The 15,892-nt window shown below is 68.8% G+C and carries 18 protein-coding genes; 6 read left to right on the forward strand and 12 right to left on the reverse strand.

Annotated elements, in window-relative coordinates:
* Nucleotides 1–42 precede the first annotated feature (42 nt).
* On the reverse strand, nt 43–1,248 hold the full coding sequence (locus FB561_RS35780) for a cytochrome P450 family protein (RefSeq protein WP_145814513.1): 1,206 nt from the start codon (nt 1,246–1,248) through the stop codon (nt 43–45).
* 69 nt (nt 1,249–1,317) lie between these two features.
* Here FB561_RS35780 and FB561_RS35785 point away from each other — a divergent pair, with 69 nt between their 5' ends.
* Both FB561_RS35785 and FB561_RS35790 read left to right on the forward strand, forming a co-directional pair.
* A complete protein-coding gene (locus tag FB561_RS35785) occupies nt 1,318–1,635 on the forward strand; it encodes an ArsR/SmtB family transcription factor (RefSeq protein WP_145814514.1) in 318 nt (105 codons plus the stop codon).
* Nucleotides 1,625–2,041: an SRPBCC family protein gene (locus FB561_RS35790; RefSeq protein ID WP_145814515.1), complete on the forward strand. Its 417-nt coding sequence runs from the start codon at nt 1,625–1,627 to the stop codon at nt 2,039–2,041. The genes FB561_RS35785 and FB561_RS35790 overlap by 11 nt, the downstream gene beginning before the upstream one ends.
* Before the next feature lie 64 nt (nt 2,042–2,105).
* On the opposite strand, the gene FB561_RS35795 is transcribed toward FB561_RS35790, so the two are convergent.
* The 10 genes from FB561_RS35795 to ychF all read right to left on the reverse strand — a co-directional run bounded on the left by FB561_RS35795 (nt 2,106) and on the right by ychF (nt 11,165).
* Nucleotides 2,106–2,285, reverse strand: a complete 180-nt coding sequence (locus tag FB561_RS35795) for a DUF5302 domain-containing protein (RefSeq protein ID WP_145814516.1) — start codon at nt 2,283–2,285, stop codon at nt 2,106–2,108.
* A gap of 291 nt (nt 2,286–2,576) precedes the next feature.
* Complete coding sequence (locus tag FB561_RS35800; RefSeq protein ID WP_145814517.1) at nt 2,577–3,302, reverse strand: class I SAM-dependent methyltransferase; 726 nt, start codon at nt 3,300–3,302, stop codon at nt 2,577–2,579.
* 72 nt (nt 3,303–3,374) lie between these two features.
* The gene (locus FB561_RS35805; RefSeq protein ID WP_202881013.1) at nt 3,375–4,334 is read right to left on the reverse strand and encodes a cyclase family protein; all 960 of its coding nucleotides are present in this window, start codon (nt 4,332–4,334) and stop codon (nt 3,375–3,377) included.
* Complete coding sequence (locus FB561_RS35810; RefSeq protein ID WP_145814518.1) at nt 4,331–5,281, reverse strand: DUF389 domain-containing protein; 951 nt, start codon at nt 5,279–5,281, stop codon at nt 4,331–4,333. The genes FB561_RS35805 and FB561_RS35810 overlap by 4 nt, the downstream gene beginning before the upstream one ends.
* A 257-nt stretch (nt 5,282–5,538) precedes the next feature.
* Entirely contained in the window at nt 5,539–6,267 is a 729-nt protein-coding gene (locus FB561_RS35815; RefSeq protein WP_145814519.1) for a DUF5984 family protein, read from the reverse strand.
* Nucleotides 6,268–6,270: 3 nt separating this feature from the next.
* The gene (locus FB561_RS35820) at nt 6,271–7,527 is read right to left on the reverse strand and encodes a DUF6357 family protein (protein WP_145814520.1); all 1,257 of its coding nucleotides are present in this window, start codon (nt 7,525–7,527) and stop codon (nt 6,271–6,273) included.
* Nucleotides 7,524–8,177, reverse strand: a complete 654-nt coding sequence (locus FB561_RS35825; RefSeq protein ID WP_145814521.1) for a hypothetical protein — start codon at nt 8,175–8,177, stop codon at nt 7,524–7,526. The genes FB561_RS35820 and FB561_RS35825 overlap by 4 nt, the downstream gene beginning before the upstream one ends.
* A gap of 238 nt (nt 8,178–8,415) precedes the next feature.
* Entirely contained in the window at nt 8,416–9,654 is a 1,239-nt protein-coding gene (locus FB561_RS35830; RefSeq protein WP_145814522.1) for a type II toxin-antitoxin system HipA family toxin, read from the reverse strand.
* Nucleotides 9,651–9,953 carry a helix-turn-helix domain-containing protein gene (locus FB561_RS35835; RefSeq protein WP_145814523.1) on the reverse strand — a complete coding sequence of 101 codons (303 nt, stop codon included), beginning with the start codon at nt 9,951–9,953 and terminating at the stop codon, nt 9,651–9,653. The genes FB561_RS35830 and FB561_RS35835 overlap by 4 nt, the downstream gene beginning before the upstream one ends.
* A 135-nt stretch (nt 9,954–10,088) precedes the next feature.
* On the reverse strand, nt 10,089–11,165 hold the full coding sequence (gene ychF / locus FB561_RS35840) for a redox-regulated ATPase YchF (RefSeq protein ID WP_145814524.1): 1,077 nt from the start codon (nt 11,163–11,165) through the stop codon (nt 10,089–10,091).
* A 126-nt stretch (nt 11,166–11,291) separates the two neighbouring features.
* Between ychF and FB561_RS35845 the strand changes: the two genes are divergently transcribed.
* The 4 genes from FB561_RS35845 to FB561_RS35860 all read left to right on the forward strand — a co-directional run bounded on the left by FB561_RS35845 (nt 11,292) and on the right by FB561_RS35860 (nt 14,785).
* On the forward strand, nt 11,292–12,149 hold the full coding sequence (locus tag FB561_RS35845; RefSeq protein WP_145814525.1) for a DUF817 domain-containing protein: 858 nt from the start codon (nt 11,292–11,294) through the stop codon (nt 12,147–12,149).
* Between the two features lie 67 nt (nt 12,150–12,216).
* Entirely contained in the window at nt 12,217–12,996 is a 780-nt protein-coding gene (locus FB561_RS35850; RefSeq protein WP_145814526.1) for a polysaccharide deacetylase family protein, read from the forward strand.
* Nucleotides 12,997–13,024: 28 nt separating this feature from the next.
* A complete protein-coding gene (locus FB561_RS35855) occupies nt 13,025–13,510 on the forward strand; it encodes a hypothetical protein (RefSeq protein ID WP_145814527.1) in 486 nt (161 codons plus the stop codon).
* Nucleotides 13,511–13,555: 45 nt separating this feature from the next.
* Nucleotides 13,556–14,785: a DNA recombination protein RmuC gene (locus tag FB561_RS35860; RefSeq protein WP_145814528.1), complete on the forward strand. Its 1,230-nt coding sequence runs from the start codon at nt 13,556–13,558 to the stop codon at nt 14,783–14,785.
* 48 nt (nt 14,786–14,833) lie between these two features.
* Here FB561_RS35860 and FB561_RS35865 read toward each other — a convergent pair whose 3' ends face one another.
* Nucleotides 14,834–15,808 carry a phosphotransferase gene (locus FB561_RS35865; RefSeq protein WP_170284945.1) on the reverse strand — a complete coding sequence of 325 codons (975 nt, stop codon included), beginning with the start codon at nt 15,806–15,808 and terminating at the stop codon, nt 14,834–14,836.
* Nucleotides 15,809–15,892 lie beyond the last annotated feature (84 nt).

Here is a 15,892-nt window from a genome sequence, read left to right on the forward strand (position 1 = left end):
GCCCTTGCCGCGCAGGGATTCCGGCGTGCGTTCACGCAGAGTTCACGACCCTGCGGGGTTCGGCAGGACGGGCAGCTCGCGGATCCCGTTCATCAGCAGACCCGCGTACCGCGGCGGGTCCTGGTCCGGATCGGCGAGCCGCAGCTCCGGGAACCGCTCGAACAGCAGGCCGAGCGCGATCCGCCCTTCCAGCCGGGCCAGCGGCGCCCCGAGACAGTGGTGGATCCCGTGCCCGAAGGCGAGGTGCTGGTTGTCCGGCCTGGTGATGTCGAGCTCGTCGCCGCGGCCGTACTTGGCGTCGTCCCGGTTCGCCGCGAACAGCGCCATCACAATCACGTCCCCCGGCGCGATCGACGCACCGGCGATCTCGATCCGCTCGGCGGCCACGTACGGGATCGCGGCCTGCAGTGGGCCGTCGTACCGGAGCAACTCCTCGACGGCCGCGGGCAGGCGATCGGGCTCCGACTTGAGCAGAGCGAGCTGGTCAGGGTGCCGCAGCAACGCGTCGACGCCGTTGGTGATCAGGTTGACCGTGGTCTCGTGACCGGCCGCGAGTAGCAGGAACACCATCGAGGTCAGCTCGTCCGGGCTCAGCCGGTCACCGCCGTCACGGACCGCGATCAGCTCGGACAGCAGGTCGTCCGCGGGGTCCACCCGCTTGTCCTCGATCAGTTCGCGGATGAACTCGACCATCGCCAGCGCGGACTCGACGTACACCTCGGGCGAATGCACGGCGGCGTTCACGACGACCGAGGACCAGCGGCGGAAGTCGGCGCGCCGGACCGGCGGGATCCCGATCAGCTCGCAGATCACCGTGATCGGCAGCGGGTAGCTGTACGCGTCCACCAGGTCGACCGGCTCACCCGCCGACGCTTGCCCGGCCAGGTCGTCCAGCAGGCCGGTCGCGATCTCGCGGATCCGCGGTGCGAGCAGCTCGATCCGGCGGCGGGTGAAGGCGGCCGAGACCAGCTTGCGCATCCGGGTGTGGTCGGGTGGGTTCGCGCCGAGCATGTGGCGGTCCATCGAGTTCACCAGGTCGTCGAACACGTGGTCCCGATGCGGCCCGTCCAGCGGCGACCGGACCACGGCCGGGTGGGCGAGCAGCGCCCGCGCCTCGGCGTACCCGGTCACCAGCCAGACCGGGACCCCGGTGAACAGCACGACGTACTGGAGCGGGCCGGCCGCCGCCAGCTCGGCGAATCCCTGCCGTCGGGCGGTCCCGCTGGTCTCGGTGAAAGGCGACGTCACGCTCGCCAGCCTACGGTCCGGCCGGTCCGCCCTTGACGCGACACTTCACCATCTGGTGAAGTATTGGGCGTGCTGACCACGACGTTCGCGGCGCTCTCCGATCCGACCCGGCTCGCGGTGGTGGAGCGCCTCGGCCAGGGCGAGGCGACGATGGGCGAGCTCGCCGCGCCGCACCGGATCACGCTGCCGGCGATGACGAAACACGTCGGCGTCCTGGTCGACGCTGGGCTGGTGACCCGGCGCAAGGTGGGCCGGACGGTGGTCTGCACGCTGCGGCCGGACCGGCTGTCCGAGGTGCAGACCTGGCTCGGCGACCTGACCGCGTACTGGCACAGCACCCTGGACCGGCTGGCGGATCTCCTGGAAGGCGACGGCGATGACGACTGACATCCGGATCGAACGGGTGCTCAAGGCAACGATCAGCAAGGTGTACGACGCGTGGACGCGGGCCGACCTGCTGGTCCGCTGGTACTGCCCGAACCCGGCGCTGGAACTGACCGTGGACGCCGACGTCCGGGTCGGCGGCGACTACGTGGTGACGATGGGTCCGTACATCGTCCGCGGACGGTACCTCGAGGTGGAGCCGCCGCACCGGCTCGCGTTCACCTGGAAGTGGGACTCCGACGACGGCGAGACCACCCGGGTCCAGGTGGACCTGGCCGAGGTCGAGGACGGGACCCGGTTGCGGCTCACCCACACCGGGTTCGCGACCGCGGAGTCGGCCACGAACCACCAGCAGGGCTGGGAGCCCGAGCTGGACCGGCTCGCGGACCTGCTCGCCGCGTCTGTCTGACCCATGGAAAAGCTCGAGCCCCGGGCGGCAACCCGGGGCTCAGATGGATGGATGGGCGGCGGAATCAGCTGCCGGACTTGCGCCGGAACTGGCGCCTCTGCTTGTCGTTGTGCGCGTCGCCGACACCCTCGCGGCGAGCCCCGGTCCCGGGGTGCGACTCGTGGTGCGCGTTCTTCTTGGCGAGCGCCTCGCGGAACTTCCGCTGCAGATCGTCCTCGGCCGGCTTGCTGGCGTTGTCGCTCATACCGTCTCCTTCAAACCGTCGGGCGTACAGGGTCTACCTAACCAAGGGTCGTGGTGCACCCGCCAGCCATTATCCGTCACGGTCCCGGGCGAGCGGCCTGGTGGTTGTTGTGTCCCGGCGTATTCTGGAGTCACGGTCGACGGAAGCGCCTCAGCCACCTGGGCTTCGAGGCAGAACCACCGGGCCGTACCACCTCCGGCCGCCGGCGTGCGGCCCCACCGACAGGTCAGGGTGCCGGGTGAGCTTCATTCCCCTGCCCCGGTACCCTGACCGCTCCACCTGGCGCGGCACTCAGCGTTTGCGGGCGACGAAGACGAACTCGCGACCGGGCCGATCGGGCGCACCACGGACCTCGTCGACCTCGTACCCCGCGGTCCGCAGCGACTCCTCCACCTCCGCGCGGGACCGGAACCGCAGCGTCGACTCCGAGGTGAGGACGGCCCCGTCCGACGCGAACACGTACGAGCCGCGGAACGAGACGAACGGCAACTCCACCGAGATCAGCTCGCCCCAGCTCTCCACCTGGCCGATCCCTGGGACCTCGGTGATCGCGTGGGTCTGGTCCCGCGTCCACTCCTCCCAGGCCCGCTGGGCCGGATCCCGCGTCTCGAACACCAGCCGCCCACCGGGTACCAGCGCGTCCCGGATCCCGACCAGCGTCTCGCCCCACTCCTCGTCGGTGAGGAAGACCTGCGCGACGTTCCCCGTCATCGTGGCCAGGTCGGCGGCCAGCTCGGGCAACGAGGTCGCGTCCCCGTGGATCCAGTGCACCCGGTCGGCGAATTCCTTGCCCTTCGCAACTTCCAGCGAGGCGCCGGCCGGATCCACCCCGGTCACCGCGATCCCCCGGGACGCGAGCAGACACGCGAACGTCCCCGTCCCGCAGCCCACGTCCAGTACCGACCGCGCCGCGAACTCCGCCACGATCGCGGCATACACGTCCAGGTCACTCCGGTCCGTTTCCAGCGGATCGTAGAGCTCCACCAGCCGCCGGTCCTCGAACAACGCATCAGCCATCCGAAGACCGTAGAACCTCTTCGCCCACGGTGACGACCGAATTACCGAGTACGGCCTCAGCTCGCCCTGGGTTCAGAGGACGGCGATCGGGTTGATCGGTGAGCCGGTGCCGTGCGGGAGCCGGAGCGGGGCGATGACGCACAGGAAGGTCCAGCGGTCCGCCTCCTCGCAGATCCGGATCAGGTCCCCGAACTGTAGGTAGTCGAGCAGCATCACGCCGAGTGCGTTGACGGCCAGGACGTGGATCGGGAAGTCCACCTTCTCGGTCACGCTCGGGGCGACGTCGTTGTTGCCGTCGCTGCCGAGCACCGCGATCTGCCGGTCGGCCAGCAGCGGCATCACCTCCGGATGCAACCCGGCCCGGTACGCCGCGGCGTTCCACGGCCCGCGTTCCCTCCGCCGACGGCGATGCCCCACCGCGACGAGCAGGATGTCACCACGCCCGGCCCGTACGCCCTGCGCCTGTTCCGCGGCGAGCAGGTCGTCGACGGTCACGTGCTCGCCTGGTTCGAGCCAGGGCACGCCGCGGGTCCGGGGGATGTCGAGCAGCACCCCGCGGCCGACGACCCCGTTCGCGGCCAGGCCGACGGTCAGCTCGGTCGCGCCGTTCGCGGTGATGGTGTCCACCGGGACCCCGTTGTACAGCTCGCCGTCGAAGCTCACGTGGCACAACGCGTCCAGGTGGCTGTCCGCGTTGCCGTGGATGTTCATCTCGATCCGGTCCATCCCGAACGCGACACCCCGGCCGGTCCCCGGGATCCCCTTCATCAGGTGCCGCGCGGGATCGGGGTTGTCGGGAGTCACGTCGCCCTCGACCGGCGCCGCGAGCGACACCGTCCGGCCCAGCCTGACCTCGCTCGCGGCGGCCTGGGTACCGGCGGACGTGAGGTGGTTCAGCGCACCTCGCCGGTCACCGGGTCCCCACGGCCGCTGGTCGCGCAACCGCCGGTACAGAGCACGGAACTCCTCCTCGCTCATCCGGGCCCGCGAGAGTTCGCTCGCCCCCGGGTCCGTCCGTCCCATCCTGGTCATGTCGTCAGCCTCCGAGTTCGTTGTCTGCGGGCGGCCCGTCGCCAGATGGCGCGTTGCGCGGGAAGTCCGGCGACCGCGACCCCCGCGAGGACGGTGACGTTGAGCAGGAGCTGGAGGGTGGATCCCCACGCCTGGCTGCCGTCGCCGAAAGCGAGCGACACCCCGATGTCCGAGGCGGCCGGGATCGTCGTGACCGAGATGAACACCCCGATCAACGTGCTCGACAGCGACTCGGTGACGGAGATGACCCCGACCATGCCGGCCAGCACCGCGACGATGACGGAGAACCAGTCCGGGGAGTCGATCAGGTGGGAGACCGGCCGGATCCCCAGCGCGTACGCCTCGGGGACCTGGTCCGCCCACCTGATCACCAGCGCCAGCACCAATGCCCCCACCACGGCGAGCCCGAACCCGACGGCCAGCGCCGCGGCACCCCGACCGACCCGGGTACGGTCCCGCCGGGTCACCCCGAACGCGAGGCTCAGGATCGCGCCGTACTCCGGTCCGACCACCATCGCGCCGACGATCAGGATCTGCGAGTTCGTCAGGATCCCGACCGCCCCGATCAAGCCGGCGATGACGAGCAACGCGAACCAGCTCGGCGGATAAGTCCCACCCCGCCGGATCCGCGCCTCCACCTCGACCCACACCGGCATCGACTGCTGGAACCGCACCCGCCGAGCCGACACCCGATCCGCCAACGTCGAAACCGCCGCATCGACGTTCTCCAGGACGATCGACCCGCGCTGATCCACCCCGAATCCCCGCAGCCGGGCGACCACCTCGTCCGCGAGCCCCTGCGGTACATCGAACTGCACCGCATCCCCGTCCGGATTACTGACCGCGGCCCGGAGCACACAAAGATTCATCACCGCCGGCTCAGCCCGCAGAACCGGCACCAAAGCCTCGGTCACCTCAGCCGGACTGACCACCCGCAAATGAATCATCCCGCCCCCTCCGCCACACCCCGTAGCGCTCCAGCCGGCGAATCAGCCCACCATCACACTCACCCCACGCCCGAGCATCCCCCGCCCAGGATGAACCGTCCCCGCTGACTGGGCCCGCGCCCGCGTCCTCGCCCCTTCTTGTCCACGAACGAGGACAAGGCGCCAGTGTCTCCGAACGCAGACACTCCAAAGGTTGACGACCTTGAACGTGCCAGGCCGGTTGCGCCGGTGAGCCGGCGGAGAACGGCCACCCCTGGTCAGGGGTGGATGCGGTGGGCGGCGGTGTGGATGTGAGACCAGTTCGTGGCCGGTTGGCGAGCGGTGGCGTGAGAGAGCCAAGTGGCGCGGTCCGCTTGTTCGGCGCGTAGCTGAGTGAGGTCGATGGCTACGTGCGGCGGCGGGGCGGCGATGACTTCGGCAACTCGGGTTTCCATGGCGGTGATGAGGGCCTGATGCAGGTCTCCGACGGCGGCGAGGAATTCGGACAGGCTGACCGTGACCTCGCCGGACGGGGGCGCGGTGTAGCGGCTGGGGTCGGAATCCTGCCAGCCGATCGTGACCTGGTCGCCGTGCCGCCAGCAGCGGATCGTGGGCGCGTTGCCGAGGTAGCCGACGTCGAGGAAGTGATCGGTGGACCAGGTGAGCACGGAATCGGTCACCGGGTCGTCGGGGTCGAGTTCGGGCCAGGTCCGCGGGTCAGACCTGAGCAGGTCGACCAGCGCGGCGGGGACGTCCTCGATCACCGCCGGAAACAATCGGAGCAGGTCTTCCCAGAATCGGGCGACGTAGTAGTCGACGGCCGGGTGTTCGTCACCGTCCTCGGGGAGGTGGCGCAGAAGGTCGACGTCGCCGAGCTCGATCCAGTACCAGCCGTCGGTCAGGCCGAACCAGCTCAGGTTCGGCCTGTCGCCACCCCACGGCGCAATCTCTGCCAACGGGCGGAGTCCGAACCGGAAGCGGATCATCGAACGGTCGCCCGGCGACACCAGTCACCGCCTTCCGGCGTCACGCTGCCGGCGAGCCCGCTCGAACTCGGCGACATCCGTCAGCCACGAGCCGTGGTGGTCGAGCGCGGCCCAGCCGCCGTTGACAAAGGCGCGGACCAGGATCCGATATCCGTCCAGCCCGTCGACCAGGCTGTACTCGACCCGGTACTCCGGGTCCGACCGGCCGTCGCCTTCGGCCACTGTCGTGATCCGGGCGATCGAGTCCGCGTAGAAGTGGAGCTGGAGTCCTTCCCCCAACTCTTCGTCCTCGATGGTGAACACCTCGTTGTCCGCGGTGGAACGACCGCCGACGAACTCCCAGAACGCCGTGGTGGCGGTGCGCGGACTGTCCGGCCGCCACGTCTCCTCGCCGCCCTTGTCATCGGTGAAGATCAGCTTCGACTTCCTCGTACTCCCGGCACCGCCGACCTGCTCATCGTCATCCTCGATCGGCCTGCTCCTGGCGCGGCCCGCGGCCTCCGAGCACATCAGGAACTTCACGGTGGCCACCGCGTCGTCGGCGAGCTCGGGGTGTGCCCGGCGGACGGCCGCATCGACCGTCGCCGCCATCCGATCCCAGTCACGCTTGTCCGTCGCCCGTCCTCCCCGGCGCGGATCACGCCTGATCCGCATCCCGGCGGACGCTCGCTCCGCGGTGGCGATCACCCGCAGGACGTCAGGCAGCAGCGCCGGGTCGACCGCATCGGGACGACGTTTCGGCATCGTCGCGCCGTGGAGGTACTGTCCGGTGAACTTCAGGATCGCGGCGTCGAGCGGAGCCAGCGTCACGCCGCGCTGGGTGCGTCGGCGATCCGCTGCGTGTTCCTGAACTCGATGCCAGTCAGCCGTCTCGGTCGCCGAGCTCATCGCGGCCCAGACCTGGCCACGATCGAGCAGGTCGACGTCGGCACCGTGGGCGACGAGCCGGCTCCTGTCCCACCGAATGCGCTGGAACAGCGCCTCGATGTCAGCAGGCGCAGCGAAGAGGATCGGCTCCAGCAGCGCGACGGCAGCCTCCTCGTCCAGCGGGCCCCGAGTCCCGGCAGCATCGCAAAGCGGCAGAATCGCACTCCACAGCAGCAGGTGCCTCGTCAGATCGTCCCGGATCACCGCAAGCTGGGCGTCGTCGATCGGGACCGTGAAAGTGCGCGGATCGTGGTTGGCGTCGGCCCCGGCACCGAACTCGATCCGGAGTACACCGTGATCCCGGACCACCTTTGGGATCCACCCGTTCTCACGGGCGAACACGACGTCTCTCATGACCACCGTTCGAGTTCGGCGTCGAGGCGTGGGTCCCGGCGTACCCAGACTTCGCCGTCGGCAGCCCCGGCCGGGGCGTCGCCTCGTTCGAGACCGAGGAACTCGATCAGGACGAGCAGTTCAGCTCGTTCAGCCTGGTCGTCGTCGGCACCGTGGGAGTCGAAGAAGACGTACCACTGGTCGCTCGGGTCGACGATGCCCGAACTTCCCCAGATCCGACCGGTTTCTTCGATCGCCGCGGCTTCGGTCGTGATCGCGGCGGCACGGGCAGCACCGCGAGCCTGCGGCGACGCGTCGAGGTCCGCGAGGTTCGAGAGCCATTGGCCGAAGTGATCGAGACCGGCATACCCGTTCTCGAAGAACAGCATCGCGCTCGGCAGGTAGCGATTGGGACGGTCGACCTTGAGATACTCGAGCTGAGGCTGACCCGCCTCCGTGCTCCGGACGATCACCCCTTGACCGGGCATCAGCACCAACCGCTGGCCCGCCGGTTCGTCGTCGATGGTCCAGGTGCCACCGTCCTGGCCCCGGAAGAAGGCGGAGAAAGCAACGTAGGCTTCCTGCGGGTCGGCGACGACGACCCGCTGATCGTCGCCGTCTCCGACACCGAAGACGAACTGTTTCGGGCCGGGGCTGTAAGGGCGGGCCATCTGTGTCCTTCCTTCGAATCCGTCGTACAACAGAAGGGCTGGGCCATGGCAATCAATTGCCGGATCAGCCTATCCCCGGGCGGAGGCAAGCGTTCCCGGAGACCGGGCAACCTTTGGATCGGGCTGCTCGACCGCGAGGTCCGCACGGAGCCCGGCGGCGCCTTGGTACCAAGTTCGTCGTACTGGCCGACCCGGACGGCCACGAACTCGGCCTCCACACAGCCTGAGCCCCTCAGGCTCAATGAGCGAGGTCGCTCAGTGGCCGTCTGAGACCTTCGAAGGCGTCGTGGAAACGAGGTAGTTCGCTCTTCGCTATGCCGTTGCCGGTAGCAACACGTTGCCAATCAGCGGTGGCGTCGAGCACGTCCCGGAGGATCTGCCGAGCATCGACGGTGGTGACACGAAACGATCCGGCGTAGGTCATGAGACCGTCGAGTTCGTCCTCGCGCCGATGCGCTCCGCCGATCCCGGTGACTCGTTGCGCGGCCCCATCCGGATCTGGATTCACGTCGAAGATCGGGGAGAAGCGCCAACCGGCCGCGCCGTCTCGCAGAAAGCCGTGGTTGCGAAGGTGGTCGTCGGTGTTGTGAATCGCTATCGAGAAAGCGATCCGGCGCCACAACTGACGCAGGTCTTCGCTGGTGCGTGAACTGAACTCGGTCAGGGTCTCAGCCACCTCGAGATAGTCTCCCGGGCTGCCGTCTCGTCCTTCGACCATCGTCATGGCACTCATGTATCCGACGCGACGCCCTTGGTCCCGGTCGAAACGCTCCAGGACCAGGACCGTTCTGCCGTCGATCACGGCCGTCTCGCGGTGGGGGGTATCGATTCCGGCGCGTTCAGCCAGATCCAGGGCAGTCTTCTCCCACGCCATCACATCCCATTCATCGCTGTGGTGAGGGAACTTGGCAATGAGCAGTCGTCTCTCGTCACGGACCGATGCCTTCGGGCGAGCACCTCCCAGCGAGCCGGATCCGGCATCGAGAAGATCTTTGACGGCAGACATGTCGTCTGCGTCTTGAGCCACGTCATCTGCCGCTCGAAGTAGTCTCGGTAGCTCGATGAGCTTGGGGACGTCGAGACCCTGATGGAGGAACTGGCCATCATGTTCCTGACGGAAGCGCAACGCACCTTGTCGCGTCAGGTCGCTGACGCCCAGGAGATAGTCGACGTCCCCCACAGAAGGAGCCGTGCGCCCATCGCGAAGCGCCTGAGCGCGAATCGTCTTGGAGATGAGGTTCTTACCCCACCTGTCAGGCGAGCAGTCAGCGAAAGCACCTGGCAGACCGGCCGGCGCATAGTTGCCCTTCAGCAGCGGCATAGCAGGATCGATCGAGTACGCACCTGGTCGCGCCAGGTACTCCTCGGAATAGCGGAACGAGGTCGAGGTCACGCCTTGCCTGCGCGTGAAGTATGCGGTCCCGACCTCGACTGTCCGGCCATTCAGTTCGACGCTCACGAGGACCGAGTCGGTCAAGGCCTGACTCTTTTCGGAAGGGTCGTGTCGGCGCGGGCGCGGCCCACGGCAGTCTCGTAGGGGTCCAATGCCTCGACGACGCGATCGAGGGTGCCCAGGACACGCGCGACATTGAGGAACACAGCGATCCCGACGGTGGTCTCACCCTTTTCCAGCCGACGCAGGGTATCTCTGGAGATCCCCGCTCGGTCCGCGACTTGCTCAGCCGTCAGACTCTGGAGCTTGCGCCAAGTGGTCAGGTGCGCACCGATACGCTGGGCACTGAGCCGAGTTCTGGCAGGCTCGGAACTCTTGGCCATGGTCACTCCACATCCATTAATGACGACTCCCTGCGTCATTATATCCCTTAATGGCGACTCTGTCGGCCCTTAGAGAGGAGCATCGGCAGTCGACGGCGGGCGGGCCTCGAACGGGAAGCGGACTCTACGAAGCGGTCAGACGTTGAAGCGGAACTCCACGACGTCGCCGTCGGACATGATGTAGTCCTTGCCCTCCATGCGGACCTTGCCGGCGGACTTGGCGGCGGTCATCGAGCCGGCTTCCATCAGGTCTTCGAAGGAGACGATCTCGGCCTTGATGAAGCCGCGCTGGAAGTCGGTGTGGATGACGCCGGCCGCTTCGGGGGCGGTGGCGCCGCGCTTGATGGTCCAGGCGCGGGATTCCTTCGGGCCGGCGGTGAGGTAGGTCTGCAGGCCGAGGGTGTCGAAGCCGACCCGGGCCAGGACGTCCAGGCCGGGTTCGTCGATGCCCATCTCGGCGAGCATCTCGCGGGCCTCGTCCTCGTCACCGAGCTCGACCAGTTCGGCCTCGAACTTGGCGTCCAGGAAGATCGCCTCGGCCGGGGCGACCAGGTCGCGCATCTTCGACTTCAGCTCCTCGTCGGCCAGTTCGTCGGCGTCGCAGTTGAAGACGAACAGGTACGGCTTGGCCGTCATCAGCATCAGCTCGCGGATCGCGTCGCGGTCCACCGAGGTGGCGATGATCGGCGTGCCGGCCTCGAGGTGCTTCTGCGCCTCCCGGACCGCCTCCAGGGTGACGGCGCTCTCCTTCTTCAGCCGGGCTTCCTTCTCCAGCCGCGGGATCGCCTTCTCGACGGTCTGCAGGTCGGCCAGGATCAGCTCGGTCTGGATCGTGGAGATGTCGTCGGCGGGCGACACCTTGCCGTCGACGTGGGTGACGTCGTCGTCGCGGAACACCCGGGTCACCTGGCAGATCGCGTCCGACTCGCGGATGTGGCTGAGGAACTTGTTGCCCAGCCCCTCCCCCTCGGACGCACCGCGGACGATCCCGGCGATGTCGACGAACTGGACCGTGGCCGGGATCACCTTGGCCGAGGAGAACATCTCGGCCAGCTTGCCCAGCCGGTTGTCCGGGACGCCGACCACGCCGACGTTGGGCTCGATCGTCGCGAACGGGTAGTTCGCCGCGAGCACGTTGTTCTTGGTCAGCGCGTTGAAGAGGGTCGACTTGCCCGCGTTCGGGAGCCCGACGATTCCGATGGTGAGTGCCACGGGCGTCAAGGTTACGCGCCCGGACCCGGTCAACCCCAATCCGCCGCCTCCGAACCCGGGTCCGCGATCCCGCGTCGTACGACTGTGACCCGTCGCCGACCCACCCATCCCGTTCCGTCACGCGTCGTGTCCGGCTCCCTCCAACTGCTCCGCTTCGGGTGGCTCGAACTGGTCTCCTGCCTCTTCCCGATCGCGCTCTTCGCCGCGTTGGCCGTCTCGCAGTACGTCGACCTCCCCATCCCCCGGTACGACGCGCTGCTGCTGTACTGCGTCGCGCTCACCGCGTTGTTCCTGGTGGTCGGCCTGGAGACGTGGCGCGAGGTCGCCGTGATCCTCGCGTTCCACCTGGTCGGTCTCGGGCTCGAACTGTTCAAGGTCCAGGTCGGGTCCTGGCAGTACCCGGGCGACGCCTGGACGAAGGTGGGAGGCGTCCCGCTGTTCGCCGGGTTCATGTACGCCGCGGTCGGCAGCTATCTCTGTCAGGCGTGGCGGCGGTTCGACCTGCGGGTGAGCGGCTACCGGCCGGTGCCGACCACGGTGCTCGCGCTGGCGATCTACGCGAACTTCTTCACCCACCACTGGACCATGGACCTGCGGGTACCGATCGCGGCCGGCCTGCTGATCGCGTTACGGCGGACCTGGGTCTTCTACACGGTCGGCACCCGCCGGTACCGGATGCCGCTGGCGGTCGCGTTCGTCCTGATCGGGTTCTTCCTGTGGATCGCGGAGAACGCCGGCACGTTCCTGGACGCGTGGAACTACCCCGACCAGGTGAACGTGTGGCGGCTCGTCCATCCGGCGAAGTTCGGCGCGTGGGCGTTGCTGGTCAGCATGAGCTTCGTCCTGGTCGCGAGCGTGAAGTCGCTGGAGGGCCGGCTGTACCACCGGGGTACCGCGGCGACCGTCGCGACGCCGGCGGCGACTGACCCGTCAACGACCGAGATCTCACTGCAACACGAGGATGCCAACCGGCCTCCGGGGTGAGGCGTCTTCCAGAACGTGGCTCCTGAGGGGGAGCACTGGGGAATCCGCCTGATCGGAGGGGAGAGCCATGTCCCGCAAGCTCGCAACCGTCATCGGTACCGTGGTGGCCGCCGCGCTCGTGGTCGGCGGACTGGCCACGGTCGCGCTGAACCACACCCGCCCACCGCGCCCGGCCGTCGCCTCACAGAGCACCCCGGCCGCACCACCGACGACGGCCGCATCCTCCACGCCGACGACCACGCCCACTCGAACGCCGTCCGGGAAACCCGAACAACCGGTCGCCGATCCCACCGCATCGCTTGCTGCAGGCAACAAGAAGGTGCTGTTCCTGAGCTTCGACGACGGCCCGGACCCGGTCTGGACGCCGCGCATCCTGCAGATCCTCCGCAAGCACGGCGCACACGCTACGTTCTTCCAGCTCGGCAGGATGCAGGCCGAGCACCCGGGACTGCGCGAGCAGATCCTTGCCGATGGCCACACCATCGGCAGTCACTCGATCAGCCACGCCCAGCTCACCGCGCTGCCGGCCGCGAAACGCCGGCACGAGATCTTCGACGGACCGCGGTCCAAGTGCTTCCGCCCGCCGTACGGCGCCTCGAACCCGAAGGTCCGCGCCGACATCGCGGCGGCCGGGATGAGCCAGGTGCTCTGGGACGTCGACCCACGCGACTGGAAGCGGCCGGGCGTGACGGCCATCGTCGACAACATCCTCCACCACGCCCATCGCCGCAACATCATCCTGCTGCACGACGGCGGCGGCGACCGGACCCAGACCGCCGCCGCCCTCGACAAGGTCCTCCCCCTCCTCAAGGCCCAGGGCTACACCTTCCCGGCCATGACCTGCTGACTTCCGGCAAGGCCCGTAACCTTGGACCATGAGCCTCGCCGTGGACCTGGTGAAGGAGGCCGGGCCCTACGTGCTCGGCCTGGCCGGCATGTACTGGACGTACCGCTCCGGCGCTCTCCAAGGCCGGGAGGCGCGGCACCATGCCCGCGTCGAGAAGCTGTACCTGACGATGCTCGACACGTTGATGGAGCGGCAACGGGAGGTCTTCGAAGGGACCACGGGCGACCGGCGCAAGCCGCTCGAACTGACGTCGCAGGTCCGGCTGTTCGCCTCGACGGCGGTCTGGACCGAGTGGGTCGCCTCGTTGCGGCGGGTCGGCGAGGCCGAGGTCGAGTGGTACGCGGCCGTCGAGCGTCGGGAACCGGGCGCCAACCGCCCGCTGGCGCACGCGCACGAGGTGTCGTTCGAGCTGCTGACGGCGGCGATGGTGGCCGACCTCGAGATCCCGAACCGGCGCTCCCGGACGACCCGGCTGCGGCTGCGCCGGATGCGGCGCGAACTCCTGGTCGAGTGAGTCGGTCGGCGGAAACTGTCGGTCGGGTGTGTCACTGTCTGTGGCATGACCGGTACGACGGTGTTGCTGTTGTTGGTTTTCCTCCTTGTCGGGGTGGGGCTCGGCGTGGTGTTCGGCATGCTCTGGGTCCGAGGGCGGGACGGCGCCACTCTGGCCCGGGTGACCGCTGAGCGGGACGCCGCCGAGGACCGGGTGGTGGAGCTGACGCAGGAGCGGCAGTCGGTCGGTCAGCAGATGTCCGGCCAGGCCGTCGTGAAGGACGCGCTGGATCGCCTGCACGCCCAGCTCACCCAGCTGGAGAAGGGCCGCGCCGCCTGGCAGTCCCAGTTGCATCAGCAGGTCAACGAGGTGCGGATGAGCGGCGAGGCACTCCGCCGGGAGACCGCGTCGCTCTCGACCGCGCTGCGCAAACCGCAGGTCCGGGGCCGTTGGGGCGAGCTGCACCTGCGCCGGACGGTCGAGCTGGCCGGGATGGTCGCGCACTGCGACTTCACCGAGCAGACGTCGACCGTCACCGACGACGGCCTGCTCCGCCCCGACCTGGTGGTCCGGCTGGCCGAGGGCAAGAACCTGGTGGTCGACTCGAAGGTCCCGCTGGCCGCGTTCCTGGAGGCGGCCGAGACCGACGACGCCGACTTCCGCGAGGACCGGCTGCGCGCCCACGCCCGGCACCTGCGGACCCACGTCGACCAGCTGTCCGGCAAGGCGTACTGGTCCCGGCTGCCGTCGACGCCCGAGTTCGTCATCCTGTTCGTCCCGGGCGAATCGTTCCTGTCCGCCGCCCTCGACATCGAGCCGGGCCTGCTCGAGTACGCCGCGGAGCGCCGCGTCATCCTGGCCACGCCGACGACCCTGATCGCCACCCTGCGCGCCGCCGCGTACGCGTGGAACCAGTCCGCCCTGACCGAATCGGCGCAGCAGGTGTTCGACCTCGGCCGCGAACTGTACGAGCGGCTCGGCACGATGGGCGACCACCTCGGCCGGGTCGGCCGCTCGCTCACCTCGGCCGTCGACGCGTACAACCGGACCGTCGGCTCGTTCGAGAACCGCGTCTTCATCACCGCCCGGAAGCTCCGCGAGCTGCACGTCACCGAGGCCGAGCTGGAGGCGATGGAGAGCATCGAGGCCTCGGTCCGCCCGCTCACCGCACCCGAGCTGCTCGCGCTCGACGAGGCCGACAACCCGACCCGCCGGTGGATCCCGACCCAGCCGGTCGACCGGACCCAGCGCGACACCCCACCACCCCTGCCCGGCTTCGACTCCCAGACCGGCTGACGACCACGCGGTCGACTACGCCGACGACCCGGCTGACGAACCGGTCGATCACCCAGCGAGCAACCGCCGGCTCAGCTCCCGCAGCTCAGCCGCGTACCCGGGCAGCGCCACCAGCTCCTCGGCGATCCGCTCGTCCCGTCGTTCGACCTGAGCCTTCCACCCGGTCATGGGTTCGCCGGCGACGTCGGCCTTGAGCAGTTCGGTGAGATTCGCGAGCCGACCGCCGATCACCCGGTCGAACAACTCCGTACTCCGCCCGCGTGCCGATATCCCGTACGCCCGCAGCGCCGCGCGCAGCCGTACCTCGTCCCCTCCGATCACCTTGAACAACGTGTCTCCCGCCTCGTGCAGCGCGGACTCCGGACCGGCCGCCTCCCAGTCGATCAGGATCGGCCCGTCCGGATCGCAGAGCACGTTCGAGGGTACGAAGTCGCCATGCGTGATCACCCGGTCCGGAGCATGCTCGTACGCCTCGGCCAGCTCATCGGTCAGCCGCCGCACCTCGTCGATCACCCGGGCCGCGACCTCGATCCAGGACCGCCCGTGGCCGGCGCCGAAGCGGATCCAGTCCGTCCAGGTCTCCCGGTCGTACAGCCCGTAGTACCTCGGCCGCACCTCATCCGCAGGTGCGCGCTCGAGCTCGTGCAACGTGGCCAGCGTCGCCACCACCCAGGCGTCGTCCGAGGCGTCGAGCTCGCGGGTCCGCTCGATCCACTCGAAGACCCGATAGCAGCCGCGCCCGTCGATCCGCGCCCCGTTGCCAAAGGCAACCGAAGGCTCCGGCCGCACCAACCGCGGCTGCCGTACTCCGGCCTCGGCAGCCCGGTCCGCGTACGCCATCCGGTCGACCAACTGCCCGGCCCAGAAGGGATCCTCGTCCGGCCAGATCTCCTTGACCAAGTATGCCCGCTCCCCCACGTCGAGCCGCCAGGTCCGGCTCACCGTGTGCTGGACGAGTTCGAGTGGGCCCGACGGCTCCGGCAGACCGAAGACCGCGCAGACCTTCGCCGCATCGACGTCCACTCCGCCATCTCCTCGCCCTCGCCGGTCCGGCCAACCAGGCACGGTACCCGGCGCGCCGGGCCGCCGTCGGAAATCCGACACGGC

The organism is Kribbella amoyensis (genome assembly GCF_007828865.1).
In the GTDB taxonomy this organism is placed as follows: Bacteria; Actinomycetota; Actinomycetes; order Propionibacteriales; family Kribbellaceae; genus Kribbella; species Kribbella amoyensis.

What these genes read in the sequence shown, in the direction of transcription:
- FB561_RS35790 (WP_145814515.1), top strand. Translation starts at nt 1,625, where the DNA reads ATGACGACTGACATCCGGATCGAACGGGTGCTCAAGGCAACGATCAGC.
- FB561_RS35795 (WP_145814516.1), bottom strand. Translation starts at nt 2,285, where the DNA reads ATGAGCGACAACGCCAGCAAGCCGGCCGAGGACGATCTGCAGCGGAAG.
- FB561_RS35800 (WP_145814517.1), bottom strand. Translation starts at nt 3,302, where the DNA reads ATGGCTGATGCGTTGTTCGAGGACCGGCGGCTGGTGGAGCTCTACGAT.
- FB561_RS35805 (WP_202881013.1), bottom strand. Translation starts at nt 4,334, where the DNA reads ATGACCAGGATGGGACGGACGGACCCGGGGGCGAGCGAACTCTCGCGG.
- FB561_RS35810 (WP_145814518.1), bottom strand. Translation starts at nt 5,281, where the DNA reads ATGATTCATTTGCGGGTGGTCAGTCCGGCTGAGGTGACCGAGGCTTTG.
- FB561_RS35820 (WP_145814520.1), bottom strand. Translation starts at nt 7,527, where the DNA reads ATGAGAGACGTCGTGTTCGCCCGTGAGAACGGGTGGATCCCAAAGGTG.
- FB561_RS35825 (WP_145814521.1), bottom strand. Translation starts at nt 8,177, where the DNA reads ATGGCCCGCCCTTACAGCCCCGGCCCGAAACAGTTCGTCTTCGGTGTC.
- FB561_RS35835 (WP_145814523.1), bottom strand. Translation starts at nt 9,953, where the DNA reads ATGGCCAAGAGTTCCGAGCCTGCCAGAACTCGGCTCAGTGCCCAGCGT.
- FB561_RS35850 (WP_145814526.1), top strand. Translation starts at nt 12,217, where the DNA reads ATGTCCCGCAAGCTCGCAACCGTCATCGGTACCGTGGTGGCCGCCGCG.
- FB561_RS35855 (WP_145814527.1), top strand. Translation starts at nt 13,025, where the DNA reads ATGAGCCTCGCCGTGGACCTGGTGAAGGAGGCCGGGCCCTACGTGCTC.
- FB561_RS35860 (WP_145814528.1), top strand. Translation starts at nt 13,556, where the DNA reads ATGACCGGTACGACGGTGTTGCTGTTGTTGGTTTTCCTCCTTGTCGGG.